9 protein-coding genes are annotated in these 12,622 nt (G+C 43.5%); 6 read left to right on the top strand and 3 right to left on the bottom strand.

The genetic code is table 11. The features are described from left to right. Positions 1–136: 136 nt before the first annotated feature. The 5 genes from ABMY42_RS14255 (at position 137) to ABMY42_RS14235 (ending at position 4,676) form a co-directional block, all read left to right on the top strand. The gene (locus tag ABMY42_RS14255; protein ID WP_005450033.1) at positions 137–862 is read left to right on the top strand and encodes a Slam-dependent surface lipoprotein; all 726 of its coding nucleotides are present in this window, start codon (positions 137–139) and stop codon (positions 860–862) included. Between the two features lie 64 nt (positions 863–926). Continuing rightward, positions 927–2,405: a surface lipoprotein assembly modifier gene (locus tag ABMY42_RS14250; protein WP_349266456.1), complete on the top strand. Its 1,479-nt coding sequence runs from the start codon at positions 927–929 to the stop codon at positions 2,403–2,405. 154 nt (positions 2,406–2,559) lie between these two features. Continuing rightward, entirely contained in the window at positions 2,560–3,420 is an 861-nt protein-coding gene (gene exbB, locus ABMY42_RS14245; protein WP_017818307.1) for a tonB-system energizer ExbB, read from the top strand. Between the two features lie 3 nt (positions 3,421–3,423). Next, positions 3,424–3,855, top strand: coding sequence for a TonB system transport protein ExbD (gene exbD, locus ABMY42_RS14240; protein WP_005448827.1), 432 nt, complete (start codon positions 3,424–3,426; stop codon positions 3,853–3,855). Next, complete coding sequence (locus ABMY42_RS14235; RefSeq protein ID WP_038898407.1) at positions 3,852–4,676, top strand: energy transducer TonB; 825 nt, start codon at positions 3,852–3,854, stop codon at positions 4,674–4,676. The genes exbD and ABMY42_RS14235 overlap by 4 nt, the downstream gene beginning before the upstream one ends. A gap of 105 nt (positions 4,677–4,781) precedes the next feature. Here ABMY42_RS14235 and ABMY42_RS14230 read toward each other — a convergent pair whose 3' ends face one another. The 3 genes from ABMY42_RS14230 to ABMY42_RS14220 all read right to left on the bottom strand — a co-directional run bounded on the left by ABMY42_RS14230 (position 4,782) and on the right by ABMY42_RS14220 (position 9,118). Next, positions 4,782–6,803, bottom strand: coding sequence for a GNAT family N-acetyltransferase (locus ABMY42_RS14230; RefSeq protein WP_005448829.1), 2,022 nt, complete (start codon positions 6,801–6,803; stop codon positions 4,782–4,784). Between the two features lie 115 nt (positions 6,804–6,918). Further along, positions 6,919–7,893, bottom strand: coding sequence for a ParB/RepB/Spo0J family partition protein (locus ABMY42_RS14225; protein ID WP_029790505.1), 975 nt, complete (start codon positions 7,891–7,893; stop codon positions 6,919–6,921). A gap of 7 nt (positions 7,894–7,900) precedes the next feature. Next, a complete protein-coding gene (locus ABMY42_RS14220) occupies positions 7,901–9,118 on the bottom strand; it encodes an AAA family ATPase (RefSeq protein WP_005448834.1) in 1,218 nt (405 codons plus the stop codon). Positions 9,119–10,357: 1,239 nt separating this feature from the next. Between ABMY42_RS14220 and ABMY42_RS14215 the strand changes: the two genes are divergently transcribed. After that, positions 10,358–12,328, top strand: a complete 1,971-nt coding sequence (locus tag ABMY42_RS14215; RefSeq protein WP_152163981.1) for a replication initiator protein RctB domain-containing protein — start codon at positions 10,358–10,360, stop codon at positions 12,326–12,328. Positions 12,329–12,622 lie beyond the last annotated feature (294 nt).

Raw genomic sequence — 12,622 nt, 5'->3', positions numbered from 1 at the left:
ATCACAAACTTATTTACGGGTTTTGTCTCCTATTTCGGTGTACTAAATGAGACCGCGTTAGTCATCTGTCGCGCGCACCGGATGCACTGGCATGGTCTCTTTCTTTAACTATTTCAATCAACAAAAGGAAGAGACAATGAAACCACTTCAACTTTCATGGATTGCAGCAGCAATGATTGGTCTAAGCCCACTTGTTCATGCAGGATTTGATGGCGCGATCAGTGATGATTCGCTTCGCCAAGTAGGAGAATCAGAAGTTTGGGTCCCATTTATTCACTCTAAAGGCAATGCAGGCATCGGTAAAACAGGTGGCAAACGAGTGGACTTTGAAGGTCTAGCTGGTGGTATTTTTGATGACGAGCGAAATGGTGTTCACACATCAGGCAGCAAACATTTTCAAGACAATTTTTACAGTTTTGTCCAAGTAGCGAATCAAGATGTGTGGTTTGGAGAATGGTACGAAGGTAAGAAAGATTCTGAGTTTAACAACCGTACCGTTTACTACGTCGGTAATGATGCAGGAACGACTGTACCAACCAGCGGCAAGGCGACCTACAACATTACTGGTATTAACAAGTTCTCTGGCGCAAACAAACTTTCAGGTACGTTTAACGCTGATTTCGGAGCCAAAACGCTAGACGGTTCAATCAACAATAGCAACCTAACGGTAAGTGTAGACGCAACGATTAATGCAGCAACCGCAGCATTTAATGGCACTGCTCAAGCTGTACAGAATGGCACAACCACGAATGGCGCTTCTCAAGGTCACTTCTTTGGTGCGAATGCTGCTGGCTTGGCTGGTATCGCCACCTTTACCAACAATAGCGATCTAGACACTGCTTTTGGCGGCGAGAAAAAATAACTCTCGATTCAATGAGTGATAACCAAGAAGCAGCCCGTGCTGCTTCTTTTTATATGGAATATTTATGGCGGTTAGAACCTCTTACACCATCGCTCTGACATTTCTGTTAGTGCCGTTGTTTTCTTTTCCCGTTGTAGCCAATGACCAAGATACGAATCTTCGCATTCAACAAAGAGATGCGCTATCAGCACAAGAAAAAGAAAAGCGTCTCCTGCAAGAAGAAAAAGAACTCGAATTACAGAGGTCGAAGCAAGCTCAGGAACAAAGCTCGTCAGATCAAAGCAACGACAACTTAGGGCAAGCGCTTTACCTAGCAGTTAAAGGAAAGCAATGGTCACAAGTAGAAGTACTATTGAACCAGTATCAATCTTCACCCTATACAGATCCTTTACTTATCCATTATGCCCAAGGCGGTCTATCACGCTATTTAGGTCGTTTAAGTGAAGCAGAGGCAGAGTACCGATCGCTTTTATCCTTATATCCGAATTTTCTTCCCGCTCAGTTAGAGCTTGCTCGCGTTTTGTTTGAGCGTAAGAAAAACCAAGACGCACACACCCTTTTCTCACAAATCAAATCTACTCTCCCTACTGATAACCCAAGGGCTGATGGTGTCAGACGTACTCTCAATGCCTTTATATCAGCACTAGAGCACAGAGATGCATGGCAAGGTGCGATCAGCTTTGGTCCAACTTTCAATGACAATCTCAATAGCAGCTCAGAAACCTATACTTGCTTAGTCCGTCATGAGACAGGAAAGTGTTTATTTGATCGAGTAACACCGGAAAAACAGAGAGCAGCAGGGTTAACTTTTAATGCAAGTGCGAATAAGCGCATTAGCTTCAAAGGTCATCATGGTATGAGTTTGCAAGCGCTGACGTATGGTTCTCGTTACAACAATCACAGTGAATACAACGAGCAAACAGCGAATGTTAGCTTTGGTTACAGCTTTCAAGACCAGCGTCATAGTATCTTGGTTGCGCCGTTGATCGAGTACAGCACATACGCAGATAAGAGTTTGTATTGGTCAACAGGTCTAAAGTTGAATGGATTCCATAGCTTAGACTCGAAAAGCGCATTGAGATGGGAACTAAAAGGCGAATACCAAGATTACCGTCCAACAAAGCTCGACTATCAATCAGATTGGCAATGGAATGCAAGCATCAACTATTGGCACCAGTTGCCACAACAATGGCTCGCATTCGGTGGCATAGACTGGACGCATAAACAAAATGATCAAGATGTACATGCTTACCAGCTCTATGGTGGTCGAATCGGAGTCGTGAAAAGCGTCGAAGGTTGGCTTGACGCTAACCTGTTTGCATCACTGCGAGAAAGGCAATACGAGGGATATAACGCCCTACTCGATGCAAAGAGAAGAGACACAGAGCAAAACTATACTGTCACATTTTCCTCTCCAAAGTTGGTTTTTTGGACGTTGACACCCATTCTAGAGTGGACTCATAAACGGGTAAACAGCAACGTTGATTGGCTGTACACCTATCAGCAAAATGAGGTGAGCGTAAAATTTGAAAAGCGTTTTTGACTCTAAAATCACGGCAAACATGCTTTACAGTGTAAATTGACCCAAATATTTAAATTTATTTTACGGATTTCGTTACTTCATTCGGTGTAGTGGATAGAGCAGGCGCGAAAAGGTTATTTGCGCCATCAGTCATTTTCACAACGAGCAATGGATAATGAATAAGCGTTTTTTTCTCCTAGTGTCGGCATCTTTTAGTCTGGCACTTCTTCCCCTTTCTTCTTCTGCAACTGAGTCAACTGGTACTTCTATAAATAACTCAGTCACCGAAACACAAATAGCACCACCTTCTAACCCGCTCATCACCCACGATTTATCCCCAATGGGTATGTACCACGCTGCTGATTGGGTGGTAAAGGGAGTGATGCTCTCACTGCTTGCCGCATCCATTTTGACTTGGGCAGTTTTTCTTTTTAAACAAGTACAACTGATGAAAGCAACACGACGCACACAAAAACTACTTACTGAGCTTGTTGATGCAGAGTCATTGGAAAATGCCAAACAGACCACTCAGCCTTTTAAAGGCGTAGAATCCTCACTAATTTCAGCAACGCAGCATGAATTGCAACTCTCTTCTCTAGGCTCTGCTTCAGAAAATGGCATTAAAGAACGCGTACAACTGCGCTTAGAAAGAGTGCAAGCTGAATTAGGGAGAAGCATGACTTCACTGACCGGCATCCTCGCAACCATCGGCTCCGTCGGTCCTTTCGTTGGATTGTTCGGCACAGTTTGGGGCATCATGAATGCTTTCATCGGAATCGCAAAATCTCAGAACACGACGCTAGTGGTGGTCGCTCCGGGGATCGCAGAAGCCCTCCTTGCCACGGCAATTGGTTTAGTGGCAGCAATTCCAGCAGTGGTCATCTATAACTACTTCACACGTAAAATTTCTGGCTACAAAGCGCAACTCGCCGATGTCTCCGTAGCATTGATGATCTTGGTTAGCCGAGATTTGGATCAAAAGCGAATGCAATCTCACCAAGAACACAACGACACAGTGCTAAAGAAGGTGGGTTAAGCCATGGGATTTAAGCCAGCCTCAGACAGCGATGATATGGTTGAGAATCATGAGATCAACGTGACACCTCTGGTTGACGTCATGTTGGTGCTCTTAATCATAGTGATGGTTGCCGCCCCATTAGCGACAGTCAACGTTGCAGTCGATTTGCCGACGTCATCTGCAGAGCCTCAGCCCCAACCTGATAAACCAGTTTATCTCACGATTCAAAAAGACCTAACCTTAGTTGTGGGAGAAAAGCACGAGACTTCGCTTGCCGATTTGAAGCAAGCCCTAATACAAGCCAAGGTTGAACCAGACACTCGGATATTTCTTCGAGCTGACAAATCTCTGAGTTATCAAGATTTAATGAAAGTGATGAATGAAATGGTCGCTAGCGGCTACAACCAAATTGCATTAGTTGGTGTAGAGCAAGCGTCGGGAGCGCCACAATGAATGCTCTAGCGGGACCATCTTTTCGTTATAGCTATAGGAAAAAACGTTTTGTTTTAACGGCTATACTACTGAGCGCCTCTCTTCACGCCTTAATAGCCATCGCTTACATGTGGACACCTGAGTATGACTTTTCCTCTCCGCCACAAGCGATACCGATTACAGTGAGTATCGTAGCACCAATGGCTGCCCCCAAAAACACGGTGAAAGCGGTTGAAAGTACAGTGCAACAAGAAGAGTTAATTCAACAAGCCCGTCAAGAGCAATCCGTAAAACATAAGCCCGAACAAGAGCAGTCTCCAGCTTTAGTCAAATCCAAACAACCGAGCACGATTGCTGCAAACACTGAAAAGCCAATAAAAACAGAGAAACCAAAACCGAACAGATCAAAACCAGAACCAGAACCAGAAAAGCAGTCAAAGAAAAAACAACCTGAAATCAATCAAGCCGCCAGTTCAAAACCTAGCTTGGAGACGAAACGTGAATCCAAACAAATCAGCGCACTAAGGCAGGGTCAGCAATCCGAAGCAGGACGAGCGGCAAAGGTAAGTTGGCAACAAGCTCTGCATGCACACCTAGAACGAGAAAAACGCTATCCAAGGCAAGCACGTCGACTTAAGAAGAAAGGGATGCCAGTGATTCGCTTTACCATGGACAGGGAGGGAAATGTTCTCGATGTAGAACTCGTAAAAAGCTCAGGAACAGCATCATTAGATAAAGAAGCGATTGAGCTTGTAGGACGAGCGCAACCGTTAGTAAAACCACCTTCAAGTGTCAAAGGCGCTCGCTTGACACTAACTCTTCCTATCAATTTTTCGTTCTAGCCAGCCTGAAAAACAAAGGAGAGAATTTACAGTGTAAACTCTCTCCTCTATCTAAATTCCTATCTATTCCACTTTACAGTGTAAATTACAAAACCGCGTATCGTTTTACACTGTAAATTTAGCGATTAAAGCTTGAAGCTCTTTGCGTATCTCAGCTTCGATTTGCTTACGTCCCGCCAATCCAAATTGTTTTGCGCACTCATTCCAATCTTTGTTTAAGAGTGACTTACTGATCAGCAGGTCAGAAACATCAACCAAACCAAATTGAAGTAACCATTGTTGAAGCCATGTCGACACAGATTCAAAGCTATTACCACCTTGAGCATAGCACTCCACCAAAGTGAGCTTCGCCTTATTCAACGAGACAGCTTGAATTGGTTGGGATAACAACGTACGCATTAAACTCGGCTCAAGTCGTGGATAAATCGCAGAAGCACTCAACGACAATAATTCTTCAAATAGATGCTTAGACTCTTCAATCCAAGACTGCTGTTGGGCGTTACAATTGCGAACCATCAAAAGTGAATAGCAGCCACTCGCAGCGTCACGCATCGTTCCAAGTCGAATCGACTCATAGCCCGAGCGTTGCCAGAACTTTATGAGTTCTTCCGTTGCACCAAAGCTGGTGGACAAATAGGAAATGTGAGATGGCGTTGATTGCTCCAGCAATGACAACATATGTTGACCAATTCCTCGCCCTTGCAACTCTGGATGAACAGCGATACGCATCACACGTAATGTAGAAAGCGCGCCGACTTCTGAGTAGCCAAGCTGGTTAATAATGGTAATGGGAGCTAAATGCCCTTTTGGACGACGCTTGCCAAGCTGGATATCTTTAATTAGATTTTCGGCAAAGTTGCCTTCTTCCACGGTTAAAATCACACCGGCGATTTGACCTTGGTACTGAGCAACATAAACCTGACTGTTTTCATCTTGCAGCAAGTGAAGTAAATCATTAGGCGCCGTTTGATAATGCGCGTTGACCAATAGCGCAAAGCACGTTTTCAATACGGAAGGATTAGAAATCAGCTCGGACTTACGGAGATTGACCAATGCAATTTCACCAAGCTCTATTCGCTCAAACGGTTCAAGCTCTGCATTCAACAAAAACGCCTCATACAGCCACGACTCTAGGTTGTCATTTGTACTCCAACGGATAGGCTGTTGAAGGTGGTGGCTTTTCATTCCTGGTCTTTGTTCTTTCAACCACTCAATAAACTTAAGCGTAAACCCTCGACCACACCCTTCATAACCATGTATCGTGCTCGAAAAAACCAAACGATGATAATGTTCCGTAATTTGCTTGAGCATTGGTACAGGGATCGCCGCAGCTTCATCCACTAACAACAAGTCACATTCCGGCATAGACGAAAGCAGCTCGTCTGGGGCAATAAATTGGATGTACCCCTGCCCTACTTCCAATCGATCTTTCTTAACTCGTTGCGCTGTTGAAAGTAATCGCAATGCATGCTGATAGATGGGTTCAACAGCTTTAATGCTTGGTGCGGTAACTAAGATACGCAGCGTCTTTTGCTTAAGAAGCTGTGCACAAGCGATACCTAAAGCGCTGGTTTTTCCACGACCACGGTCAGCAGTCAACACCAATGGACGCTTGCGGTGTCCCGTTACTACTTTCTCAACTAATGCTACCGCTTCAGTTTGTTGCTCAAACTGGTTTTCCTTCGCGCCAAATTGTACGCTCGATAGTGTCGGCAACGGAAGACTCTGGTCTATCACAGTCAGTTTTTGCCAATGCATTTGCATCCACAAATCAGCTTCGCTTGGTTGCTCTTGTTTATTGGCGATAACAAGCAGCAATCCACCGCCAACTAAAGCCCCAAGAGCAGCGGTAAAACTGTTGGCATCGACGCCTTTTCTCGCATCAAACAATAAAACATCGCACTCACGACCAAGCAACATATTGCCTTGTTTGCCAGACACACAAAAAGCCCCTTCAAGGGACCAATCACCAACACAGAACCAAGTCTGATCCGATTGATGTTTGTAAAAGTCAGCAATTAGCGCATCTTGCCATTCGGGTTCACCATAGATAGCCACGCCACGACGTTGAAACGCATCATGAGATTGAGTTTGAAGTTGAGAAAGGAATTCAGATTGAGCGAGCATTACGTATATCCGAGCATTAAACTGACGCCATGTTATCACATCTCGATTCATGGAGACTTTGCCAAATTGCAGACATAAAAAAACCGCCCGAAGGCGGTTTCAAAGAAGAAGATATTTACTTCATTTTACTCTCAACGAAAGCAAGAATTTCTTCCATCAAGCTGTCGTCAACTTTCTTCAAGTTAAGAGCAAGGTTATTGCCTTTGCGGCTGTAGCTTGCACGCCCTTTAACAAGATCAACTTTTTCAGCTTTCTTAGCTGGCTTCGCAGGTGCTAATTCTGCAATCCAGCTTTCAATGCTTTCTGTCACTTCTTTTGTCAGACGAGCAACACCTTGAGCTGTGCTACGTTGCCACAGGTAGCCTTCAGACGTACGGCATTTATCCAGCAGATTTTGTTGCTGTTCACCAGTTAGTGATGAGAATTGCTTGTGCAGCTTCACTATCGTTGGACGACCTAAATCGCCAACATTCGGGTACGCTTGAAGAAGCTCTAACGGTAATGCCGCCGCTTTTAACGCACCACTCACCAATGCTTCGCTGCACTGGAACATTTTTGCCAGTGCTTTTTGGTCTTCTGCTTCGCCGCTTTCTAACTTCGCCTGCATCTCTTTACCTTTCTCGTAGAGAGACAGTGGCTTGTGCGCGTTTGCAACATCAGAAAGGAATTTCGCGTGGTCTGTGTTGATGCCGTCACCAACGTAAACCAAGAAATCTTTGCCCGCTAAGATACAAGACATACGACGGCGGCTACCATCTAATACTTCAATCTTGCCATCTTGCGTGCGACGACCAACTGCTGGATATTGTTGACCACGTTCTTTCAACGTCACCAACACATCCGATAAAGCGTGTTCGTTTAGGAAAGATTGCTCACGAGCGTTTTCTGCAAATACGCTCGTGTCTGTCGCCACTTTATCCGCAGGGATTCGTACCAATTCAAATTGCACAGTATTCTCACCAGCGACTGCTAGTTCGATAGTTTGTGCTTTGTCTTTTGCCGCCGTTTGCGCTTCTTGAGGTGTCGCAACACGACGCTTATTGGTTTTACCAAATAATTTCGCGTTTAATTCAGACGTTTTCAATGCCATTTATTCATTACCCCTGATTCAATGACGGCCAGTTAGAGTGCAGTACGCGCTCTAGTTCTAATGCACTCTTGTGTACCGCATCTTGTGCAGTTGCGAGTGTTTTCTTACCACCTTCGAAGTCGCCTATGGTTAAGTCAAACACAGTGCTGTAGGTATCAGCACAGGTTTCGAATGCACGACTGCGAGGAATGGTAGCCATCATAACTTGGTCACCTAGAAGATAGTTCATTTCAGTTAGAACAGAAACTTGCTTCTTGTTGTCGTCTTCAAACATAGTAGGCATAAGACGAACAAACTCAAGACCGTTCCAATCTTCAGGGAACATCTCATAAACCGTTGGTAGGTGTTGGAAGAAGTTTACTGTCGAAGCCCAGTCAAGACGCTTCGCCGCACAAGGAATCAATAGCGCGTTCGATGCGTACATTGCGTTCCATACTAGCGGGTCAACGTGTGGACCGGTATCAATCATAATTACGTCGAAGTCATTCGCGATCTTGTCAATCAACTGCTCTTTCAGCAGACGAACGATATCTAGCGATGGGTCTTCAGAGAGTGTTTGCCACGCTTCTGCGTTGAACATTGCGTCTTCTGGGAAAGCAGAAATCGACTTCAAGTTCGGATATTGCGTCGGCAACAGTACGTTCTTGTGAAGGAATTCACGATCAATTTCAACACCATCAGGCACGTTACCCAACATGATATCGACAGCAGAATAGATGTTGTCGTGTTCTGCCACGCTAATTTGTGGGTTCAAAAACAGACGCAGAGAGCCTTGAGGGTCAAGGTCAATCAAACAAATACGGTAGCGTTTATCTAGGTTTAGAGCCAGACACGCCGCCAAATGAACCGCGGTCATCGATTTACCCGTACCACCCTTTTGGTTTTGTACGTTGATGATCCATGGTTTATTTTCAGAATTCTTTTTGCGTTCATGGAATTTTGGCACTTCCGCCGCATCCATTAGCATGTGCGCTTCTTCAAGCGTGATTGAATAATGGTTAGCATTATTCTTTGTAAATTGATGACCTTCCGCTTCCATCTTGCCGATAGCATCGTCTAGTTTACGACGAGTTAAACCAGAGCGGGTTTCCATCATTGCCTTAGACATTGGTGGGAAGTAGTTGTCACTACGCTCTTCCAAAACAATCTCAATACGGTCAGCTTGAACTTGTTGCGTCAGCTCTGCTAATTCCTGGAGATTTTCAATCGTTGTTTCTCTTTTCATGCCAAATTCCGTTGGAAGGATATCTGCATTTCATTGTACAGCACTACAACACAAAAACAACAAAAAGGTGCACAAGCATTTTGAATAACCATCACATAAAAAACACTCACAAACGCCAGTTTTATGATTTCACCATCAAAACATCACAAAATTTAATCAAAAACCTGCGAATAAAGTGCTTCAAACTCGACTAGATTTAAAATGTCACACTGTCACTTATTTACAATGTAAATAGCATTAATCTCGGAACGATTATAAAACAACGCTAAATTACGGATAGTGTGAGATGAATCTTATGTTGGATGATTTTCAGTGTCTCTTTAAAGAAATGGAAAAAAACCACACCTTGATCATGCATCCAGTACGTTAGAACGTATATTTAAGTGAAATGAAGCGGAAGTATGATCAAGGGGAGTTCTTGATCATACTTCCGGTACTCACACCAAAATCGAAAGCATGATCAAGGAAATCAACGCATCATTTACATTGCAGCTCGTTTTTTCAAACGGATCAATTTACCGGAAAAATGATCAAGTGAATTAACCACTCGGAAGCATGTAATTCTCAAGCTAATTTACGGAAGAATGCAGACAGACTGGGGGATAGAGGCAAAAACGAATATAAAATCACGGAACGATGAAAACAAAGCGAATGCAAAATGTAGAAACTCATCTGATGATCATGCTTCCGTTTAATTAACGCTAATCATTAATAAGAGGCACAACCAGCAAAGTAGAGTAAGTTTTCATCACATGCGCAAATAATATCCAACTCAATGAACAGAACGATAAAAAACCTCTCTCTTGATCATCGATCCGAGTGTAAAATGACAATGTTTCAATATGCAGAAACCGAAAGTTTTCCATTTGAACCGCTAGGATCTGTGGATAAGTTGTACAAACATCATGATCATCGTTTCAAGGCTGTTTTGATCATCTTTTCAGAAACTTAATGATCATGCTTACGACGTTTTGTGATCATGCTTTCCGGCTCATGTTGATCATCGTTTCGATATAATCATGATCATAGTTCCGTTAATGAACTTTTAAATATCATTATAAAACAAAAACTTACAGATCTAAAAATCTCCAGATCATTAGATCATATAATCAATTAAGATCAGAATAATCAGAAAGATCAGTTATTTAAAAACCCAAGATTTTTTCTTTATTTATGATCTGTTTTTCTTTATCCTTCGGAACCATAGCAAAACTACGGCTAGTGTGATCTGGATCTAAAATGACGGCTGATGAAAAAATTCTGATTAAAGCGCCAAGAAGCCATAAGGATGGGCACCTTTTTGAGGTACACGAATCTTCTGCAGATTGGGTAGAGCAATACCAACACTTCAAAGGGGTAACCAAAAGCATCTTGGAGTTACTTAATCTGATCTCTTTAAGAGGGTTCAGCAGCAAAGATGGTTTGGTATCTACAACTGAAATTGTTGAAGCGACAGACGGTCAATTGACCAGAGCGGCATTACAACAGCGCCTGCGTGCTGCCGTTAACATTGGTTTGTTTACTCAAACACCAGTGCGTTTTGAAGAAGGTCTCGCAGGTAAAACCATGCTGCATAAGTTCGTTAACCCGAATCAACTTATTTCAGCCTTAGGTGCCACCAGCTTAGTAACTGAAAAAGTTCGTCAAAACGAAAAGCAAAAACGTTCTAAAGCGCTAGCACAAACTCAAGTGAATAAACGTTTACTGAACGAACATGGTTTAAATACTCCGCCGATGATGAAAGATGAAGCGGATCAATTTGTTGTTTCACCAACCAATTGGGCAGGGATCATCGACCAAGCTCTCGCGCCACCGCGTACTCGAAAAAGTTATCAAAAATCCATGGTGTCGATCTCTGGCACAAAAGCAGTGATTGAAACTCGATCGTCTAAAAATATCATGACGGTAGATGATCTGATGACTTTGTTTGCTCTGTTTACTCTAACGGTGCAGTACCATGATCATCACAAAGATCAGTACCACATGGATGCGGCGCATGTTCCAAACAAAACTCCTCTGTACATTACTGATATTCTGTCGTTACGTGGCAAAAAAGACAGCGGTCCGGCACGAGATTCCATTCGTGACAGCATCGATCGTATCGAGTTTACCGATTTTCAATTGCATGAGCTGACAGGGCGTTGGCTTAGCGAGAACATGCCTGAAGGCTTCAAGAGTGACCGTTTCCGTTTCTTAGCGCGTACTATCACGGCATCGGAGGAGGCTCCAACAGAAGGTGCTGATGGCGAAATTCGTATTAAACCGAATCTGTATATCTTGGTTTGGGAGCCATCCTTCTACGAAGAACTGCTTACGCGAGATTATTTCTTCCTGTTTCCACCAGAAATTCTGAAGCAGCACACTTTGGTGTTCCAACTGTATTCATTTTTCCGTAGCCGCATGGTACGTAGACATACGGACTGCATGTTACTGAGCGAATTGAACCAGAAATTAGCGCGCAATATTGAGTGGCGTCGTTTCTCCATGGATCTGATCCGTGAATTAAAACGACTATCGGAAGGGGCTGGGAGCGATGATCATTTTGTTGTGAATCTTTGGGGATATCACTTGACGATCGAAGCGATGATCGAAAACGACAAGGTGATGGATTACCAAATCGACATCAAATGCGATGTGGAAGAGGTACTGCGTTATTCTCGTGCTCGTACAACCAACGCAGGAAAGCGCAATATGGCGCCTACACTGCCAAACCCACTTCGCAATGAGATGGTGACCAGGCAGCAGCTAGATGAGCTCTCAGGTATCATAGACGGCGAATTTGAGCCTATTCAGCGTAAAGCCCCGTCTCCACGTGGCAATTTAGGTCGCCGAGTGAAACAGAAAAAGCACTTGGTAGAGATCAATGCTGACGAGATAACCATAACTCTATCTAAATATACCTCTCCAGAGGCTCTAGAACGCAGTATAACGGCTTTATCGGCGATGACAGGGCATTCGTATGCCTCGATCAAAGAAGAGTGTTCTGACTTCATTGAGAAGCTTGATTTCTTGAGAGTAGGGGATGCACCGCTTCCATACGAGACATTAAGTAAGACAGTCGAACTGTTTAATAACCAAAATGATGTCAAACATCTCACCATTGAACGTTTGATTGCGGGCTTAGCTGTCCGTCGTAAGGTATGCCGTCAGATCTTTGAAGGTCATATGGATGAAATGGTATTCAGAGCACTTGATGAGATGGCTATCTGATATCAACCAAGCGGATACTTATCGAGTGATAAGCATGAGTAATTGATTCAGAATGTAACAATGAATTGCACTGATGGAAATCAGACTTAACTCTTACAAACCACTGACATTGCAACGCTGAGCGCAGACTAAGATTTATCCCGAATAGACAACCTTTTGTCCTTTCTGATGATTAATAGATTGGCTCATATTGTTACATTCATTCTGAATAGACTTCGCGAGTTTCTCCTCAAGAAACTCGCTTTTTTTTATCTAAAATTCCTGTCTTTTGTATCCACAAAATCCATTCGGAAC

The organism is Vibrio sp. SSH13-20, from assembly GCF_040104475.1.
Lineage (GTDB): Bacteria > Pseudomonadota > Gammaproteobacteria > Enterobacterales > Vibrionaceae > Vibrio > Vibrio harveyi.
This window is presented reverse-complemented; position numbering and strand designations above follow the sequence as displayed.

What these genes read in the sequence shown, in the direction of transcription:
- ABMY42_RS14255 (WP_005450033.1), top strand. Translation starts at nt 137, where the DNA reads ATGAAACCACTTCAACTTTCATGGATTGCAGCAGCAATGATTGGTCTA.
- ABMY42_RS14250 (WP_349266456.1), top strand. Translation starts at nt 927, where the DNA reads ATGGCGGTTAGAACCTCTTACACCATCGCTCTGACATTTCTGTTAGTG.
- exbB (WP_017818307.1), top strand. Translation starts at nt 2,560, where the DNA reads ATGAATAAGCGTTTTTTTCTCCTAGTGTCGGCATCTTTTAGTCTGGCA.
- exbD (WP_005448827.1), top strand. Translation starts at nt 3,424, where the DNA reads ATGGGATTTAAGCCAGCCTCAGACAGCGATGATATGGTTGAGAATCAT.
- ABMY42_RS14235 (WP_038898407.1), top strand. Translation starts at nt 3,852, where the DNA reads ATGAATGCTCTAGCGGGACCATCTTTTCGTTATAGCTATAGGAAAAAA.
- ABMY42_RS14230 (WP_005448829.1), bottom strand. Translation starts at nt 6,803, where the DNA reads ATGCTCGCTCAATCTGAATTCCTTTCTCAACTTCAAACTCAATCTCAT.
- ABMY42_RS14225 (WP_029790505.1), bottom strand. Translation starts at nt 7,893, where the DNA reads ATGGCATTGAAAACGTCTGAATTAAACGCGAAATTATTTGGTAAAACC.
- ABMY42_RS14220 (WP_005448834.1), bottom strand. Translation starts at nt 9,118, where the DNA reads ATGAAAAGAGAAACAACGATTGAAAATCTCCAGGAATTAGCAGAGCTG.
- ABMY42_RS14215 (WP_152163981.1), top strand. Translation starts at nt 10,358, where the DNA reads ATGACGGCTGATGAAAAAATTCTGATTAAAGCGCCAAGAAGCCATAAG.